18 protein-coding genes are annotated in these 17764 nt (G+C 73.7%); 5 read left to right on the top strand and 13 right to left on the bottom strand.

The annotated features are described in order from the left end of the window. Positions 1–32: 32 nt before the first annotated feature. From dhaK to AC4H2H_RS08010, 8 genes are all read right to left on the bottom strand, one after another. Positions 33–1028 (bottom strand): dihydroxyacetone kinase subunit DhaK, encoded by a 996-nt coding sequence (gene dhaK / locus AC4H2H_RS08045; RefSeq protein ID WP_494370281.1) that lies wholly within the window; start codon positions 1026–1028, stop codon positions 33–35. Between the two features lie 164 nt (positions 1029–1192). Further along, on the bottom strand, positions 1193–2620 hold the full coding sequence (locus AC4H2H_RS08040; RefSeq protein ID WP_494370280.1) for a bifunctional folylpolyglutamate synthase/dihydrofolate synthase: 1428 nt from the start codon (positions 2618–2620) through the stop codon (positions 1193–1195). After that, a complete protein-coding gene (gene ileS / locus AC4H2H_RS08035; RefSeq protein WP_494370357.1) occupies positions 2617–6042 on the bottom strand; it encodes an isoleucine--tRNA ligase in 3426 nt (1141 codons plus the stop codon). Before ileS ends, AC4H2H_RS08040 begins: the two co-directional genes overlap by 4 nt. 353 nt (positions 6043–6395) lie before the next feature. After that, positions 6396–6740, bottom strand: a complete 345-nt coding sequence (locus tag AC4H2H_RS08030; protein ID WP_494370279.1) for a hypothetical protein — start codon at positions 6738–6740, stop codon at positions 6396–6398. Further along, positions 6737–7120, bottom strand: a complete 384-nt coding sequence (locus AC4H2H_RS08025; RefSeq protein ID WP_494370278.1) for a hypothetical protein — start codon at positions 7118–7120, stop codon at positions 6737–6739. Before AC4H2H_RS08025 ends, AC4H2H_RS08030 begins: the two co-directional genes overlap by 4 nt. 58 nt (positions 7121–7178) lie before the next feature. Then, positions 7179–7400: a hypothetical protein gene (locus tag AC4H2H_RS08020; RefSeq protein ID WP_494370277.1), complete on the bottom strand. Its 222-nt coding sequence runs from the start codon at positions 7398–7400 to the stop codon at positions 7179–7181. Positions 7401–7723: 323 nt separating this feature from the next. Next, a complete protein-coding gene (locus AC4H2H_RS08015; RefSeq protein ID WP_494370276.1) occupies positions 7724–9337 on the bottom strand; it encodes a molybdopterin-dependent oxidoreductase in 1614 nt (537 codons plus the stop codon). Between the two features lie 73 nt (positions 9338–9410). Beyond that, complete coding sequence (locus AC4H2H_RS08010) at positions 9411–10085, bottom strand: winged helix-turn-helix transcriptional regulator (RefSeq protein WP_494370275.1); 675 nt, start codon at positions 10083–10085, stop codon at positions 9411–9413. Positions 10086–10205: 120 nt separating this feature from the next. On the opposite strand from AC4H2H_RS08010, the gene AC4H2H_RS08005 reads away from it, so the two are divergent. Then, on the top strand, positions 10206–11021 hold the full coding sequence (locus AC4H2H_RS08005; protein WP_494370274.1) for a class I SAM-dependent methyltransferase: 816 nt from the start codon (positions 10206–10208) through the stop codon (positions 11019–11021). An 11-nt stretch (positions 11022–11032) separates the two neighbouring features. Here the strand turns inward: AC4H2H_RS08005 and AC4H2H_RS08000 are convergent, their stop codons facing one another. The 3 genes from AC4H2H_RS08000 to AC4H2H_RS07990 form a co-directional block, all read right to left on the bottom strand. Further along, positions 11033–11392 carry a hypothetical protein gene (locus tag AC4H2H_RS08000; protein WP_494370273.1) on the bottom strand — a complete coding sequence of 120 codons (360 nt, stop codon included), beginning with the start codon at positions 11390–11392 and terminating at the stop codon, positions 11033–11035. 77 nt (positions 11393–11469) lie between these two features. Beyond that, positions 11470–11838, bottom strand: a complete 369-nt coding sequence (locus tag AC4H2H_RS07995) for a DUF6973 domain-containing protein (protein ID WP_494370272.1) — start codon at positions 11836–11838, stop codon at positions 11470–11472. Positions 11839–11902: 64 nt separating this feature from the next. Further along, complete coding sequence (locus AC4H2H_RS07990) at positions 11903–12664, bottom strand: SDR family oxidoreductase (protein ID WP_494370356.1); 762 nt, start codon at positions 12662–12664, stop codon at positions 11903–11905. Positions 12665–13122: 458 nt separating this feature from the next. On the opposite strand from AC4H2H_RS07990, the gene AC4H2H_RS07985 reads away from it, so the two are divergent. The 4 genes from AC4H2H_RS07985 to AC4H2H_RS07970 all read left to right on the top strand — a co-directional run bounded on the left by AC4H2H_RS07985 (position 13123) and on the right by AC4H2H_RS07970 (position 16750). Continuing rightward, positions 13123–14196, top strand: coding sequence for a putative F420-0 ABC transporter substrate-binding protein (locus AC4H2H_RS07985; protein WP_494370271.1), 1074 nt, complete (start codon positions 13123–13125; stop codon positions 14194–14196). Between the two features lie 131 nt (positions 14197–14327). Then, on the top strand, positions 14328–15323 hold the full coding sequence (locus AC4H2H_RS07980; protein WP_494370270.1) for a putative F420-0 ABC transporter permease subunit: 996 nt from the start codon (positions 14328–14330) through the stop codon (positions 15321–15323). Continuing rightward, positions 15320–16195 carry a putative F420-0 ABC transporter ATP-binding protein gene (locus AC4H2H_RS07975; RefSeq protein ID WP_494370269.1) on the top strand — a complete coding sequence of 292 codons (876 nt, stop codon included), beginning with the start codon at positions 15320–15322 and terminating at the stop codon, positions 16193–16195. The genes AC4H2H_RS07980 and AC4H2H_RS07975 overlap by 4 nt, the downstream gene beginning before the upstream one ends. Before the next feature lie 96 nt (positions 16196–16291). Beyond that, complete coding sequence (locus AC4H2H_RS07970) at positions 16292–16750, top strand: hypothetical protein (RefSeq protein WP_494370268.1); 459 nt, start codon at positions 16292–16294, stop codon at positions 16748–16750. Between the two features lie 31 nt (positions 16751–16781). Here the strand turns inward: AC4H2H_RS07970 and AC4H2H_RS07965 are convergent, their stop codons facing one another. Further along, on the bottom strand, positions 16782–17213 hold the full coding sequence (locus AC4H2H_RS07965; protein WP_494370267.1) for a TIGR03667 family PPOX class F420-dependent oxidoreductase: 432 nt from the start codon (positions 17211–17213) through the stop codon (positions 16782–16784). Next, positions 17210–17659: a CoA-binding protein gene (locus AC4H2H_RS07960; RefSeq protein ID WP_494370266.1), complete on the bottom strand. Its 450-nt coding sequence runs from the start codon at positions 17657–17659 to the stop codon at positions 17210–17212. The genes AC4H2H_RS07965 and AC4H2H_RS07960 overlap by 4 nt, the downstream gene beginning before the upstream one ends. Positions 17660–17764: the final 105 nt, after the last annotated feature.

Here is a 17764-nt window from a genome sequence, read left to right as displayed (position 1 = left end):
CCGGAGACCACCCGAACAGGTCCCCCGACCCGTCACCAGCGCATCGCGGCCGTGTGGACGGGAGCGTCCCACAGAGCGGTGAGCTCGTCGTCCAGGCGCAGCACGGTGACCGAGGCACCCTGCATCTCCAGCGACGTGACGTAGTTGCCGACGAGCGAGCGCGTCACCCGTACGCCGCGCCCCTCGAGCAGCCTCCTCGCCTGACGATAGACGACGTACAGCTCGGACGACGGCGTACCGCCCATTCCGTTAACGAACAGCAACACGTCCTCGCCGTCCGTGAGACCGAGGTCGTCCGCGACGGGGTCGACGAGGCGCTGGGTGATCTCGTCGGCGGTCGCGAGCGGGATCCGGTGCCGGCCCGGCTCGCCGTGGATGCCGATGCCGATCTCGACCTCGTCGTCGCCGAGGTCGAAGCTCGGCTTGCCGACGTGCGGCACCGTGCACGCGGTGAGCGCGACGCCCATGGAGCGCACGTTCGCCACCACGCGCCCCGCGATCTCGGTGACCGCCCCCAGGTCGTCACCGCGCTCGGCGGCCGCGCCGGCGATCTTCTCGACCGCCACCGTCCCGGCGACGCCGCGGCGCCCCGCGGTGTACAGCGAGTCCTCGACCGCGACGTCGTCGTTGACGAGGATGCTCGTGACCTGCGTCCCCTCCGCCTCGACGAGCTCGACGGCCGTCTCGAAGTTGAGGACGTCGCCCGTGTAGTTCTTGACGATCACGAGGACGCCCGCGCCCGAGTCCGCGCCGAGGACCGCCGGGGCGATCTGGTCGGGCGTGGGCGAGGTGAACACCGCACCCGGGACGGCGGCGTCGAGCATGCCGAGCCCGACGAAGCCCGCGTGCAACGGCTCGTGGCCTGAGCCCCCGCCCGAGACGAGCCCGACCTTGCCCGGGACCGCACCCCCGGCGCGCGACACGTACGGTGGCGCGAGGTGCACCTCGACGAGGTCGGCGTGCGCCTGACCGAAGCCCTCGAGGGACTCCGTCACCGCGTCCTGGGGGTCGTTCAGCAGCTTCTTCACCGGTCATCCCTCCGTCGGTCCGGTCCTCCGGCGCTCCGGAGCGCCGGTGTCCCCCCGCGCGACCCGGCCGTCCTGCGGCCTCGTCGAGACCATCAAACAACACCCCGGCGGCGCGCGCCGCACGGCACGCGTCACCGGGGCACCGTACGACGGTCGGCGCGAGGTCAGCCCCGCCCGAGGAGGATCCGCGCGTCCGCGACGGTCACGACGGACCCCGTGACGAGGACGCCCGAGCCCACACCGACGCCGACGGTGTCGCCGCGCTCCGCGAGGTCGACCGCCATCTGGAGGGCCGCGTCGAGGCGCTCGGTGCTGTGCACGCGGTCCTCGCCGAAGATGTCGGCGGCGAGCTCCGCGAGCTCCGTCGGGTCGGCGGAGCGGTCGGAGCTGTTGCGGGTCACGACGACCTCCGCGAGCACCGGCTCGAGCGCGGCGAGGAGAGCCTCCGCGTCCTTGTCCCCCATGATCGCCACCACGCCCACGAGGCGGTCCAGGTCGAACGCCTCGTCGAGAGCGGCCACGAGCGCCTCGGCGCCCGCGGCGTTGTGCGCGGCGTCGACCAGCACGGTCGGGCTGGACCGCACGACCTCGAGCCGGCCTGGGGACGTCACGTCGGCGAACGCCGTCTCGACGATCTGGCCGTCGAGGGAACGCCCGCCGAGCAGCGCCTCGACGGCGGCGAGACCCAGCAGCGCGTTGTGCGCCTGGTGCGCACCGTGCAGCGGGAGGAAGATCTCGGTGTAGAGCGCAGCAGGGGTGCGCAGGTCGAGCAGCTGCCCGCCCACGGCCACGTGACGCTGCGCGACCTCGAGGTCCACGCCCTCGCGGAGCAGGTGCGCGCCCACACGCTCGGCGCGGGACCGCAGCACCTCCTCGACCTCCGGGCGCTGCTCCGCCGAGACGACGGTCGCGCCGTCCTTGACGATCCCCGCCTTGACGGTGGCGATCTCCTCGAGCGTGCTGCCCAGCCACCGTTCGTGGTCGAGCGCGACGGGCGTCACGACGGCGACCTCGGCGTCGACCACGTTGGTCGAGTCCCACTCGCCGCCCATGCCGACCTCGACGATCGCGACGTCGACGGGCGTGTCGGCGAACGCCGCGAAGGCGACGCCCGTGAGCACCTCGAAGAAGCTGAGCTGCGACTGCCCCACCGCGGCGAGCTCCGCGTCGACCACCTGCACGTAGGGGTACACGTCGTCCCACACCTCGACGAATCGCCGGGGTGAGAGCGGCTCCCCGTCCACGACGATGCGCTCGGTGACGCTCGTCAGGTGCGGGCTCGTGAACAGTCCGGTCCGCAGGCCGTGCTCGCGCACCAGCCGCTCCGCGACGCGCGCGGTGCTCGTCTTGCCGTTGGTGCCCGTGAGGTGGATGGACCGGAACGAGTGCTGCGGGTCGCCGAGCAGCTCGAAGAGCCTGCGCACCCGGTCGATCGTCGGGTCGAAGTCGTGCTCGGGCGCGCGGGCGAGGATGTGCCCGTAGACCCGGTCCAGGTCCGCCTGCGCGGCGGCATCCTCCGCTGCCGCGCGGGCGTCCCGGCGTGCGGACCCCGCGTCCTGCCGGCGCCCCGCGCCACCGCGAGCCGCGCTCACAGGTTCGCCCCCTCGACCATGTCGAAGTCCTGCGCGGTTCCCGTCGACGTGCCGTCGACCTTCTCCACGCGGACCGCGCGCGCGTCCGTCGGCGACGTCTCGACGACGACCTCGACAGCGAGAGTCTCGCGGGCGACGAGCTCCCGGTGCTCGTCGACCGCGACGAGCCACTCGCCCGGCACGTCGAGCGCGAGGCGGATGCGGTCCGCGACGTCGAGACCGGCGGCCTTGCGCGCGTCCTGCACGTCACGGATGACGTCGCGCGCGTAGCCCTCGGCGAGCAGGACGTCGTCGAGCACGAGGTCGAGCACGACGAACCCTCCGCCCGCGAGCACCGCGGCCGCGACGCCCGGCGCCTCGGCGCTGGCCGCGCCCGCGGCCGCGACGACGGTCGTCAGCTCGTACTCGGCGGGCAGCAGCGCGACGTCGCCGTCGTCCGTCGTCACGACGACGACGTCCGAGTCGTCCACGCGCCACGCGCCGGCCTTCGACGCCTTGATGACGGCCTGGACGCCGCGACCGAGCCGCGGACCCGCCGCACGGGCGTTGACCGCGAGGCGCTGCGTGACGCCGAACCGCTCCGCGGCGTCGGAGTCGGTCGACTCGAGCTCGACGGCCTTGACGTTGAGCTCGCGCGCCAGCAGGTCCGTGTACGGCGCGAGCGCCTCGGGGTCGTCGACGACGACGGTCAGCCGCGCGAGCGGCTGGCGCACCCGGAGCTGGTGGGCCTTGCGCAGACCGAGCGCTGCCGACGCGACGGCGCGCACCTCGTCCATCGCGGCGACGAGCGCGTCGTCCGCCGCGAGGGCCGCGTCTGCCCCCTCGCCGGGGGTGGCCCAGTCGGTGAGGTGCACCGACCGCCCGCCCGTCAGGCCGCGCCACACCTCCTCCGTGAGCAGCGGGGCGAGCGGCGCCATGACGCGCGTGAGCGTCTCGAGCGCGGTGTAGAGCGTGTCGAACGCGTCGGCGTCCTCGGCCCAGAACCGGTCGCGCTGCGTGCGCACGTACCAGTTGGTCAGGACGTCGAGGTGCTCGCGCACGCTCTCGCACGCGCCCGCGATGTCGTACGCGTCGAGCTGCTCGGTCACGCGCACCACGAGGTCGTGGGTGCGCGCGAGCAGGTAGCGGTCGAGCGCCGGGAGCCCGGCCACGCGCTCGGGCGACACCTTCCGCGCGACGTACCCGCCGCCGTCGGGCACCGCGCCGCCGCTCCGCGCCTGCGACTTCGAGCTGTTCGCGTACAGGGTGAAGAAGTAGTACGTGCTCCACAGCGGGAGCAGCACCTGGCGCACGGCGTCGCGGATCCCGTCCTCGGTGACGACGAGGTTGCCGCCGCGCAGGATGGGCGAGCTCATGAGGAACCAGCGCATCGCGTCGGAGCCGTCGCGGTCGAAGACCTCGTTGACGTCCGGGTAGTTGCGCAGCGACTTGCTCATCTTGCGGCCGTCGGAGCCGAGCACGATCCCGTGCGAGACGGCCGAGCGGAACGCGGGGCGGTCGAACAGCGCCGTGGCGAGCACGTGGAGCGTGTAGAACCACCCGCGCGTCTGGCCGATGTACTCGACGATGAAGTCGCCGGGGTTGTGGTGCTCGAACCAGTCGGTGTTCTCGAACGGGTAGTGCACCTGCGCGTACGGCATCGACCCCGAGTCGAACCAGACGTCGAGGACGTCCTCGACGCGGCGCATGGTCGCCCGGCCCGTCGGGTCGTCCGGGTTCGGCCGCGTGAGGCGGTCGACGAACGGGCGGTGCAGGTCCGGCCGGCCGTGCTCGTCGCGCGGGAGCGTGCCGAAGTCGCGCTCGATCTCGTCGAAGGACCCGTAGACGTCGACGCGCGGGTACGCGGGGTCGTCCGACTTCCACACCGGGACGGGGCTGCCCCAGAAGCGGTTGCGCGTGATCGACCAGTCGCGCGCGTTCTCGAGCCACTTGCCGAACTGGCCGTGCTGGATGTGCTCGGGCGTCCAGGAGATCTGCTCGTTGAGCTCGACCATCCGGTCCTTGAACGTGGAGACCGCCACGAACCACGACGACACGCCCATGTAGATGAGCGGCTGCCGGCAGCGCCAGCAGTGCGGGTAGGAGTGCGCGTACGACTCGCGGCGCAGCAGCACCGTGCCCGGGCTCGTGGCGCCCAGCGCGACGTCGGGCACCTCCTCGCTCTCGCGACCGTGCTGCGCGACGACGGCGTCGTACCGCGTGCGCCCCTTGAGGTGGTCGATGATGAGCGCGTTCGCGTCGAAGACCTGCAGGCTCTCGTAGTCGACGACCGGGAACGTGAACCTCCCGTCCGGCCCGACGGGCAGCACCGGCTCGATGCCCTCGCGGTCCGAGACGACCTTGTCGTCCTCGCCGAACGCTCCGGCGCCGTGCACGAGGCCCGTGCCGTCCGTCGTCGTGACGAAGTCGGCCTCGACGACGCGGTGCGCGTTCGTGTGGCCCGCGTAGTACGAGAACGGCGGGGTGTAGGAGCGCCCGAGGAGGTCGGAACCCTTGAGCCGCTCGACGACCTGCGTGCTCACGTCCTCGACGCCCTCGTCGGCGAGCTCGCGCGCGTACGCCGCGAGGCGCTCGGCGGCGAGGACGTACCGCTCCTTCGTGCCTGTCGCCGACGACTCGACGACGACGTAGTCGATGTCCGGGCCGACCATGACGACGAGGTTCGAGGGCAGGGTCCAGGGCGTCGTCGTCCAGACGAGCGCGAGCTCGCCCGTCTCGAGCCGCAGGCCGACCGTCACGGCCGGGTCCTGGCGGGCCTGGTAGACGTCCTCGTCCATGCGCAGCTCGTGGTTCGACAGCGGCGTCTGGTCGTTCCAGCAGTAGGGCAGCACGCGGAAGCCCTCGTACACGAGGCCCTTCTCGTGGAGCTGCTTGAACGCCCACAGCACCGACTCCATGAAGCGGGGGTCGAGCGTCTTGTAGTCGTTGTCGAAGTCCACCCAGCGCGCCTGGCGGGTCACGTAGTCGCGCCACTCGCTCGTGTACTTGAGCACCGACGCGCGGCACGCGTCGTTGAACCGCTCGATCCCCAGCTCGAGGATCTCCTCCTTGGTCTTGATCCCGAGCTGGTCCATCGCCTCGAGCTCCGCGGGCAGGCCGTGCGTGTCCCAGCCGAAGCGGCGCTCGACGTGCCTGCCGCGCATCGTCTGGTAGCGCGGGACGACGTCCTTCGCGTACCCCGTGAGCAGGTGCCCGTAGTGGGGCAGCCCGTTGGCGAACGGCGGGCCGTCGTAGAAGACGAACTCGTTGTCGCCGTTCTCCCCGGCAGGGTTGCGCTCGACCGAGGCGCGGAACGTGTCGTCCGTGTCCCAGTACGAGAGCACCTCGCGCTCGAGCGCGGGAAGGTCCGGTGAGGCGGGGATGCCGAACGCGGCGCCCGGGGTCTGAGTCTTCTCGGGTGCGCGGTGCAGCGGGTAGGCCATGGGTCTCATGCTCCGATGAGTAGCGGTCGGCGTCCGGGACGCCGCGGTGGTACGGGTCGGTCGTGCTCTCCTGCGAGGACGACTCCCCCACCCAGGGGCGGGCTCGCCGCGGTACCACCTCGCTTGCCGACGTCCGCGCCCGGCTGCCCGACGACGTCGGGCACCACGGGCGGTCGCCGACCGCTCGTCGCAGGCTGTGACGGGCCCACCCGTCCGGTTCTAGTGAGGACCTGGCCGCGGGCCGTCAGGCCTGCCCGACGGCGCGGGTCCCGTTCTTCCGGAGGCTCACCGGTGATGGCCGGGTCGACGCCTGTGCGTCCATGGTAACCAGTCCGGCGGGCGGCGCGCCCCGGTCAGGACTGGTCCCACTCCTCCACCCGGACGGTCGTGCCGGGCGGCAGAGCGACGAGAGCCCGCACGAGCGCCTCGGCGTCGATCGGCGCATCAGTGAGCGAGCACTCGCGGAGCTCCCCGGCGGCCGGGGAGCGGAGGAGGTCGACGAGAGCACTCACGTGCACGTCATAGACGCTCGGGTAGCCCTGCCCGGTCATCGCGAGGACCCCTCGGAGGGTGACGAGCCCGAACCACGACCCGTCGTCCCGTTCGCCCCCCACGCACCCGCGCGACGTCCAGCCCGGCAGGCGGTGCACCTCGCCCGCCCCGTCACGCCACGTGAGGGAAGCCGTGAACCCGATCACCGGGCAGCGCCGTCATCGATGCCGCGGTACGGCTCGGACCGGGACAGGAAGGCGCCGACGCTCTCGGGGTGGTCGGACGGCACGGGGCGCAGGCGGTCGGGGAGCGGGACGAGCGGCGGCGCGCCACCCGGGTCGAGAGGACGCCCGACCTCGTCGCTCCGATACGCCCGCACGAGGTCGTCCGCCGTGAGGATGCCGCGGGCGATCTCGGTCAGACGTTGGATCCGGTCCCGACCTGGCCATGGCCCGCCCTCGTACATCCGGCACACCGTCTGCGTCACCTCCCACCGCTGCTCGCGGGTCAAGGGTGCGAACAGGTCCGCGCACCAGACGTCCAGGTACTCCTCGAGGTCGGTCGGCAGTCCGTCGGGTGTCGGCACAAGGCTCCGTTCGTCCGGGAGTCCCGAGCGTCTCACGAACCACCGACACCCTCGGTGCTCAGCGCCGCACCCGCGACCAGCGGCGCGCCGTGTACGCGTCGATGTCACGCGCCACGAGCCACTCGAGGGTGAGGGGCGGCGTGGACGCCCCGGTGGGGAGCGCCGTCTGGTCGGCATCGGGCCGGGCCACGGCAGTGGCAGTCGCCGCGCGCGCGACGACCATGCCCGGTGTCGCCGATGTGGCCGGCCGGTGGCGGGGGAAGTGCTCGGGAACGTACATCGTGGTCTCGCGTCCTGTGCTCGTCGGGCGTCCGTGGTGCAGACCCGGGCGACGTGCGGGACTCATCGATGAGCCCGTGGCACGAGACCGGCGACCGTCACGCCCCTGTGCGAGGAGGGAGGGGCGGGAGGCTGCTCGCGGACACCAGGTCGAGGCTGCGCAGGGCGCCGCGAGCCCTCAACAACAGGAGACGGCGTGGACCCGCGGGCGCGCGAGGACGAGCGTGCTGCTCGTGGGGCGCGCGGTGGAGGTCACGCGGACATGGTGCCAGGGCGCCCTCGACCGGACAACCCCGGTCCCACGCACCGGACGGCTGCGCCCGCTCACGCCACGCTGACGGTCACCTCGTGCCACCCCGACGCGCCGTCGGGCGCCGGCCGCGCGACGTCGGACGTCTGGACCTGCCCGTCGGCGTCGGTCGCGCGGACGGAGAGCCGGTGCTCGCCCGCGCCCGCCGCCGCGGTGTCCCACGCGAACGACCACTGGCGCCACGTGTCCGCGCCGACCGTCTCGGCGAGGGTCGCCGGCTCCCACGGGCCGTCGTCGACCCGGATCTCGACCGCCTCGATCCCGGTGTGCTGCGCCCAGGCGACGCCCGCGACGACCGCCTCGCCGGGTTCGAGCGACGTGCCCGCGCGCGGGGTGTCGATGCGGGACGCGAGCTTGATCGGGCCGCGCTCGGACCAGCCGCGGGGCGTCCAGTACGCGACGTCGTCGGCGAACGTCGTGACCTTGAGCTCGGTGACCCACTTGGTCGCCGACACGTACCCGTAGAGACCCGGCACGACCATCCGCACCGGGAACCCGTGCGCGGGCGGGAGCGGCTGCCCGTTCATGCCGACGGCCAGCAGGCACGCGCGGTCCGGGTCCTGGAGGACGTCGAGCGGCGTGCTCGCGGTCCAGCCGTCGGCGCTGGTCGACAGGACCATGTCCGCGCCCTCCTGGACACCTGCGCGGGCGAGGAGCTCGCGCACCGGGTAGCCCAGCCAGAGCGCGTTGCCCACGAGGTCGCCTCCGACCCCGTTCGACACGCACGTGAGCGTCAGGTGGTGCTCGACGAGCGGCAGCGCGAGCAGCTCGTCGAACGTGATCTCCACCTCGGAGTCGACGAGGCCCGTGATCCGCAGCGTCCACGCGTCCGGGTCGACCTGCGGGACGCGCAGCGCGGTGTCGATCCGGTAGAAGTCGCCGTTCGGGGTGACGTAGGGCGCGAGCCCGGGAACGCCGAGGTCGGCGCCCGCCGGCACGGCGGGCGCCGGGGCGGCGGCGGCCGGGAGCCGCAGCGCGTCGCGCGCCGCCGTCACGACGCGCGTCCCCGTCGACACGGCGCGCGACGCCGCGAGGGCGACGACGCCTGCCGCGACGGCGAGGCCGGTCACGAGGAGGAACCGGCGGCGGTCGATCCGGTCACCGCCCGGCCGCCCGCCGGGGACCGCTGCACCGTCCAGGACCGGCACGTCGCCCGACAGCTCGGCCGGCCTCCGCACCCGCAGCGTGCCGACCGCCGCGCGCAGCAGGAGGATCGCCACGGCGACGCCCACGAGCGACGGCAGCGCCCACGCGAGGCTCCCACCGGGACGGGCCACCGCGACGACGGCGCCGACGACACCTACGACACCGAGCAGCACCGAGCCCGCCGGCGCGCGGCGCAGCTCGAGCCGGCCCGCGAGCGCCGCCCCGGCCGCGAGCACGACGGCCATCCCGCCGAGCAGCACCGCCTTGTCGGCAGTCCCGAACGTCGCGATCGCCCAGTCCTTGACCGGTGCGGGCACCGAGTCGACGACGCCCGCGCCCGCGGCGAACAGGGGGCTGGAGCCGGGCGCGACGAACGCGGCGACGAGCTCCGCGACCGCGAACCCCGAGGCCGCCGCGGCGACGCCCGCGAGCGCCGCCCACAGGCCGGCGCGAGGTCGGGCGGCCGGGCGCGGTGAGGTCACACCCCAGGGTGCGCCTCCGGCGGGCACCGACGCCACCTCCGACCCGCTCGCGACGGCACCCGTCAGGCAGCCGTCAGGTCGGTCGCGGGACGCGCGCGAGGTCGGACCGGCCGATCCACCCCGGCACGGCCCGCCGGACCGCCGTCGCGCCGTCGAGCACGACGGTGCCCGACCGGAGCGCGTGCTCCCACGTCGTGTCGCCGCGCCACAGCCGGGTGAGCGCGCGCAGGCCCGAGCGCACCACGACGACCGACTCGATCCCCGGGTCCACGTCGCACAGGTCCGCCTCGCCGTCGCGCACGACGAGCCACCAGCGTGCGACCGCGGGCTCGACGTCGTCGAGCCAGAACTCGACGGATGTCGGCTCGTGCGGCCACGCGGCGACCGGGACCGTCCGCCGCACGTCCCAGAACAGCAGGTGCGGGTCGAGGTCCTCCTCGCCCAGGTCGGCGATCCACCGCACTCCCCACGCCCCGAGCGACTCGACGACGGGCCGCAGCTCCTCCCCGGCCCGCGTCAGGCCGTACGCGGGCCGGCCGCCGTCGTCGTGGCGCCGCACGACGCCGGCACGCTCGAGCGAGCGGAGGCGCTTCGCGAGGAGCGCGGGCGACATGCGCGGATTCCCGCGCCGCAGCTCGTTGAACCGGGTGCTGCCTGCGAGCAGCTCGCGGACGACGAGGAGCGTCCAGCGCTCGTCGAGGATCTCCATCGCCTTGGCCACCGGGCAGAACTGGCCGTAGGTCGCCATGGTCGTCTCCCTCGCGCGCTACAGATCCGGTACTGGATCCCACCGGGAGGGAGGGCGAGCCTGGACGGACGTGACCCCACCGCAGGCCCGTGATCGCGGGCCGGACAGCAGGAGACGAACATGACTGAGACCGTGGTCCTCTCGGACCTCAAGGCCAGGCACCGCGCGATGTGGGCGTCCGGGGACTACCCGGCCGTCGCGGCCGACGTGGTGGCCGAGCTCGGCGAGACGCTCGTGGACGCGGTGGGGGTGCACGCCGGCCAGCGGGTCCTGGACGTCGCCGCCGGCACCGGCAACGCCGCGATCGCGGCCGCGCTGCGGGGCGCGGACGTCGTCGCGTCGGACCTCACGCCCGAGCTGCTCGACGTCGGGCGGCGCCTCGCGAGGGAGCGCGGCGCCGAGCTCGCGTGGGAGCAGGCGGACGCGGAGGACCTGCCGTACACCGACGCGTCGTTCGACGTCGTGCTCTCCTGCATCGGGGCGATGTTCGCGCCGCAGCACCAGCGCACCGCCGACGAGCTCGCGCGCGTGCTGCGCCCGGGCGGCACGCTCGGGCTCGCGAGCTGGACGCCCGGCGGCTTCATCGGGCAGATGTTCGCGACGATGAAGCCGTACGCGCCCGCGCCCCCGCCCGGCGCGCAGCCGCCACCGCTGTGGGGCGACGAGGAGCAGGTGCGCGCGCTGCTCGGCGACCGCGTGACCGACGTCCGCACCGAGGTGCGGAGCCTGCCGGTGTCGCTCTTCACGGACGGCGAGGCGTTCCGCGCGTACTTCGCGGACCGCTACGGGCCCACGATCGCGGTGCGCCGGAGCCTCGCCGACGACCCCGACCGCCTCGCCGCGCTCGACACCGCGCTGCGCGACCTGGGCGACCGCCACCTCGACGACGGCGTCATGGGCTGGGAGTACCTGGTCCTCGTGGGGACGCGCGTCTGACGCCCCCGCGCTCAGCCACCGTCGACGAGTCGCACGTAACCGGCTCGCGCGGGGTCGGGTTCCAGGACGGCGTCGGCCGGGAGGAGTGCCTCGTACTCCCCCGTGAAGACGTCGGGGGACGTGACGAGGAGGCGTACCACCTTCCCGTCGTCACGGAAGACGAAGAGGTCCGTGGGATCCGTGAACCGCGTCGCGTCGAGCCCGGTATCACCCACGACGAGCTCGATGTCGTCGACCTTCGCCCCCTGGTGGAAGAGCGCCACCTCGTCCCAGTCGAAGTCGGTCCGGTCCGCGAGGGGGACGGTGGTCCCGGTGTCGGCGACCTCCAGGATCGCCTCGTCCAGCGAGGGCGCTGCCTTGGGGGACGGCACATCGGCTCCCTTCCCGCTGCAGCCTGCAGCGACGAGGACGAGCGCAGGGACGAGCAGTGACGCGGCCTGGGGGCGCCTCACGACTCCCAGCTCTCGTCGTTGAACTGCGGATCCTGGCCGGGGAGCGGTTCCGCGCGCGGCGCCTCTCCCGTCTCGCCGACCGCGACCTGGTCGGAGTGTGCGAGGTTGCCCTCGCGATCGACGACGACGGTCTCGCCGTCGCGGACGGCCTTCTCGACGAGGTCGGCGAGCTGGTGGACGTCCGCGTGCGGGTTCTCGGCAGCGATCCGTCGCCCCACCTCGTTGTTGTACAGGTCCATCGCCTCGCGCGCAGGCGGGTTCCCAGGGAGCTGCTCGTGCGCCGTGGCGTAGTCCTCCGCCCAGGCCTCGCCGTACTTGCGCGTCATCAGTGCGTTCCAGTAGGCGTGGCGGAAGGCGTCGAGCACGTTCTCCCCCTCCGACGTGACCTCGGTCGCTCAACCTACCGGCGCGAGAGCGCCCGCAGGCAGGTCAGCGCACACCCATGGGCTCCAGGGGCGCGCGCCACAGCGAGTACGTCGACGCCTGCGCGACCGGGCGCAGGATGAGCGAGTCGATGTTCACGTGGTGCGGTCGCGTGACGGCGAACGTCACGACGTCGGCCACGTCGTCCGCGGTGAGCGGGTCCTCGACGCCCGCGTACACGGCGTCGGCCCCGGCCTGGTCGCCGTGGTAGCGGTTGAGCGAGAACTCGGGCGTGTGCACGAGGCCGGGCGCGATCTCGATGACGCGGATCGGCTCGCCGACGAGCTCGAGCCGCAGCGTCTTCGCGACGCCGAGCAGCGCGTGCTTCGACGCGACGTAGCCAGAGCCGCCGACGTACGTGTCGTGCCCCGCCGTCGAGGTCATGAGCACGATGTCGCCGCGACGCGACGCCCGCAGCAGCGGGAGGAACGCCTTCGTCACCCGGACGGTGCCGAGCACGTTCGTCTCGTACATGTCGCGCCACTCGTCGACCTTCGCCTCGTCGACGTGGTCGACGCCGAGACCGTACCCGGCGATGTTGAGCAGGGCGTTCACCGGCCCCCGGGCGCCCGCCTCCGCGACGAGCCGCGAGACGTCGTCGTCGGACGTCACGTCGCCGACGACCGGGTGCGCGCCGGTGCGCGCCGCGAGGTCGGCCAGCCGGTCGGCACGGCGCGCGAACGCGACGACGTCCCAGCCGCGGGCGCGCAGGAACCGCACGCACGCCTCGCCGATGCCCGACGACGCGCCGGTCACGACCGCGCGCAGCGGCCCGTCCGCGCCGGGCCGGGCGCGCCCCGCGCCGTGGTCAGTGCTGGGTTGGTCCTTGCTCGGGGTGGTGTCGAGGTCGCTCACGAGCGCCACTGTGCCACCTCGCCGCACGCGATCGCCTCACGCGTCCCATCCGCTGGGACGTCGCGACGGCGACGCGTCCGCCGAACCCTCCGCCGAACCCCGGATCTCTCCTCACGGCGAGCGCCGGCTGGGGGAAGACCCCGGGTTCGGCGCCGGACCGGGAGGTGGACGCGTCGTCGTACTAGGCTGGACGAGGATCGCGAGCCCTCCCTGGCTCGTCGGGCGGCACCGGATCTGTGCCGCGGGTCCGTGCGACGCGAGATGACGCGTCGGTCCCGGTCGGGGACCTCCCGGCGGGCATCGAGAACGCACCGTGGCACCGGCGCGCCCCAGGGCGTCCGGGCCGCGCCCGGACCCCGGAGATCCCACCCGTGCCTGAACCCCGTACCGCTGCGCCCTCCTCTCTGCACGACCGCCGGTCCGCCCGCCGACGCGCCCTGGTCCTGCCGACGGCGGTCCTCGCCCTCGTGCTCGGCGCGTGCTCCTCCAGCACGGCGCCGGGAGGCGACGCGACCTCCACGGTCGACGCCCCGCCGTCGGGCACCGCGGCGAGCACGACGTACCCCCTCACGCTCGACGACTGCGGCTTCGAGGTGACGTTCGACGCGGCGCCCGAGCGGGTCGTGACGATCAAGTCGAGCACCACGGAGATGCTGCTCGCGCTCGGGCTCGGCGACCGGATCGTCGCGACGGCGTTCGCTGACGGCCCGGTGCCGGAGTCCCTCGCGGACGCCGCCGACGACGTCCCGGCCGTCGCGGAGCCGATGTCCGACAAGGTCCCCGGGGCCGAGGCCGTGCTCGAGACGGAGCCGGACCTCGTCTACGCCGGGTGGGAGTCCAACCTCACCGCCGAGGGGGCGGGGGATCGCGAGACCCTGGCCGCGCTCGGCGTCGCGACGTACGTCTCCCCCGCCGCGTGCAAGGCACCGGGGTACATGCCCGACCCCCTGACGTTCGACGACGTGTTCGCCGAGATCACCGAGGTCGGCGCGATCTTCGACGCGCAGGAGGCAGCGGCGGACCTCGTCGCGGAGCAGCGCGCGACGCTCGACGGCGTGACCGCGGACGACCGCGGGCTCACTGCCCTGTGGTACTCGTCGGGCGACGACATCCCGTACGTCGGCGCCGGGATCGGCGCGCCGCAGATGATCATGGACGCGGTCGGGCTCGAGAACGTCGCGGGCGACGTGCACGACACGTGGACCGCGTTCGCGTGGGAGGAGGCGATCGCCGCCGACCCCGACGTGCTGGTGCTCGTCGACGCCGCGTGGAACACCGCCGAGTCGAAGATCGAGCGGCTCGAGTCGAACCCTGCGACCGCCGAGATGACGGCCGTGCGCGAGGGCCGCTACCTGACGATCCCGTTCCCGGCGAGCGAGGCGGGCGTGCGCAACGTCGACGCCGTCGTGGACCTCGCGGCGCAGCTGGAGGCGCTCGACCTGTGACCGCCGTCGACCGTGCGACCGGCACCGCGCCGCACGCGAGCCCGCCGAGAAGTGGGCTTCCGCCCCGAGAACACTCGGATCCGGGGCGGAAGCCCACTTCTCGGCGCGCGCGGCGCGGGGCCGCGTGGTGGGTGCCCGTCGGGGTGGGCGCGCTCGTCGTGACCGTTCTCGTCGCGGTGACGATCGGCCCCGCGGACCTCGCTGTCGGGGACGTGTGGCGCTCGATCGCGACGCACCTCGGGCTGGGCGGGCTGCTCGGTCTCGAGCCGCTCGGCACGCTCCAGGACGGGATGGTGTGGCAGCTGCGGCTCCCGCGCGTGCTCACCGCCGCTGCGGTCGGCGCCGGGCTCGCGGTGTGCGGCGTCGTCATGCAGTCCCTCACGCGCAACCCGCTCGCGGATCCCTACCTGCTCGGGCTGTCGTCGGGCGCGTCGCTCGGTGCCGTGCTCGTGCTCGTCGCCGGCCTGACCGTGCTGTTGCCCGTCGCGGCGTTCGGCGGCGCGGTGCTCGCGCTCGCGGCGGCGCTCGGGCTCGCGGGCGCGCTCGGCTCGATCACCCCGACGCGCACCGTGCTCGCCGGTCTCGCGGTGAGCCAGCTCGCGGCCGCCGCGACGAGCTTCGTCATCTTCTGGTCCGCGACCGGCGACTCGTACCGCGAGATCCTCTCGTGGCTCATGGGGTCCGTCGCCGGGGCGACGTGGACGTCGATCGCCGTCGCGGGCATCGCGACCCTCGTGCTCGGGACGCTGCTCGCGTCGACCGGCTCGGTGCTCGACGCGTTCACGTTCGGCGACACCGCGGCGTCCGCGCTCGGGGTGAACGTGGCCCGCGTGCGCTGGACGCTGCTGATCGGCGTCGCGTTGCTCACCGGCGCGCTCGTGTCCCAGTCCGGGTCGATCGGGTTCGTCGGGCTGATCCTCCCGCACGCCGTCCGCCTGCTCACGGGCGCGCGGCACCGGCTGCTCCTGCCGCTGTCCGCGCTCTTCGGCGCGACGTTCCTCGTCTGGGCGGACACGCTCGCGCGCACGGTGTTCGCGCCGCGCGAGCTGCCCGTCGGGATCGTCACCGCGGCGATCGGCGCGCCCGTGTTCGCGCTGCTCCTGTGGCGCGGGAGGAGGATCGCGTGACCGAGACGCTCCGCACGACGCCGGACCTGCACGACGCCCGGCAGGACGGCGACGCCCGCACCGACGCTCCGGCGGCCGGCGGGCTCGGCGGCGGGCTGGAGGTGTCGCGCGTGTCGTGGTCCGTCGACGGGCGGCTGATCCTCGACGGCGTCGACTGCACCGCGCCCCCCGGCGCCGTGAGCGGCCTGCTCGGCCCGAACGGGTCGGGGAAGTCGACGCTCCTGCGCGTTCTCGCCGGTGTCACGGCCCCGAGCGCGGTGCGCGCGACCGTCCAGTTCGGCGACGTCGACCTGCTCGGTCTCCCCCGCCGCCGTCGCGCCCGAATCCTCGCGCTCGTGGAGCAGGACGCGACCACCGACCTGCCGCTCACGGTCCGCGACGCGGTGCTGCTCGGCCGCATCCCCCACCGCTCGTTGCTGGCGGGCGACTCCGACGCCGACCGCGCCGCGGCGCTCGCTGCGCTCTCCCGTGTCGGGATGGCCGAGTTCGCGGAGCGCGAGGTCGCGACGCTCTCGGGCGGAGAGCGCCAGCGCGTGCACATGGCTCGCGCACTCGCCCAGGAGCCCGCGCTGATCCTGCTCGACGAGCCGACGAACCACCTCGACATCGCCGCCCAGCTCGACGCGATGCGCGTCCTGGGTGAGCTCGCCGACGAGGGCGTGACCGTCCTCGCCGCGCTGCACGACCTCAACCTCGCGGCCCAGACGTGCGACCACGTCGTGGTGCTGTCCGCCGGCCGCGTCGTCGCGGCGGGCGCCGCGCGCGACGTGCTGGTGCCCGAGGTGCTCGACCCCGTCTACGGCGTGCGGTGCGAGGTGCTCACGCACCCGCGCACGGGACGGCCCGTCCTCACCTTCGCGCCGCGGGACTGACCGCGACCACTCGCGTAGCCTCGGCGGGTGCACTGCTCCCTGGTTCCCCACGCTCTTCGGACGGTCGTTGCGGTCGGTCTCGCCGTCACCTGTGTCGTGTCCGTCTCCGGCTGCGCCGTGCTCGACGGGCGGTCCCCGTTCGACACCTCGGACGTCTCGTACGCCGACGTCGAGCAGGCCCTGCCCGCCGTCCAGGACGCCCTGGACGAGGCGAACCTCCCGGTCGAGGTCACCTCGTACACCGGCGCGAGCAACTGCGAGGGAGCCTGCGACCTGGGCGTCGGGGTGGCGCTGCACCCCACCGAGAGCAATCGTCCAGAGCTGGACCCGGACGTGCTGGCCGAGGTGCTGGTGGTGGTCCTGCCCACGGTGTCGGGCATGCCCGTCTACGTCGGGGGCGACGTCGACCACGGTGACGGAATCGACCTGGAACCTGCAGCGAGGGCGCTCGGGCTTGACGAAGAAACCTTCTCGGTGTCGCTCGGCGAGCTGCACATCCCCGAGGACGAGATCGACACGGCACTCGACCAGGCGACCGCCCGCCTCGACCGTTGAGCCCGGCAGCGACGGTTCACGCAGTCGGCGCTCAGAAGCCGCGCAGACGGTCGAGATGGATCCGGAGCGTGACGGCGTAGTCGGCGTGGAAACCGTCGGGCGTCATGCCGAGGCCGCCGATACCGGCGTCGTACTTCGCGTCGTAGCCGGCGCGCTCGTCGGCGGCGGTGCCGTCGTCGTCGATCGTCGCGGTCCCGGTGAGGACGACGACGTCGCCGCCCGACCGCGTGCTGTTGAGGTGGACGGCGACGCGCGGGTTCCCGCGGACGTTGCGGAGCTTCGCAGTGCGGGGCTGGCTCTTGACGACGACGCCGTCCGCGCCGTCCCACCAGAACCACACGGGCGTCGGCTGCGGTGTGCCGTGCGGGTCGACGGTGACGAGCCAGAGGACCTGCTCGTCGGCGAGGCGCTTGGCCGCGCGAGCACCGAGGTCGGTCGAGGTGTCGATCACGAGCATGGTCATGCCTCCTTGGTCGTCGCGGCGAGCCGCGGGAGCTCGATCGCCGGGCACCGGTCCATGACCATGTCGAGCCCGGCGTCGCGCACGCGCCGCGCCGCATCCTCGTCGATCACGTCGAGCTGGAACCACACGGCCCGCGCGCCGATCGCGACGGCCTGGTCCGCGACGTCGCCCGCGAGCTCGGAGCGCACGAACACGTCGACGACGTCGACGGGGAACGGCACGTCCGCGAGGCTCGCGTACCCCTGCTCGCCGTGCACGGTCTCGGCGGACGGGTGCACCGGCACGACGCGCTTGCCGTGCTGCTGCAGCACGCGCGCGACGCCGTAGGCGGCGCGCGCGGTGTTGTTCGACAGGCCGACGACGGCCCAGGTCTCGGTGTCCTCGAGGACCCGACGGATGGTGTCCTGCTCGCCGGTCCCGGACTCGGCGGGTGCGTCATCGCTCATGACGGCGGCAACAGGGCCTCGACCAGCGCTATTCCGATCCGAGCCGCCCGGGGTGTCAGATCCCCAGGTCACCCGGGCGTCACGTGATCCTGAAACCGGCCGGGT

The organism is Cellulosimicrobium sp. BMG9.22, assembly GCF_059159975.1.
The sequence above is the reverse complement of the archived record's forward strand: the minus strand, read 5'-3'. Positions and strand labels throughout refer to the sequence as shown.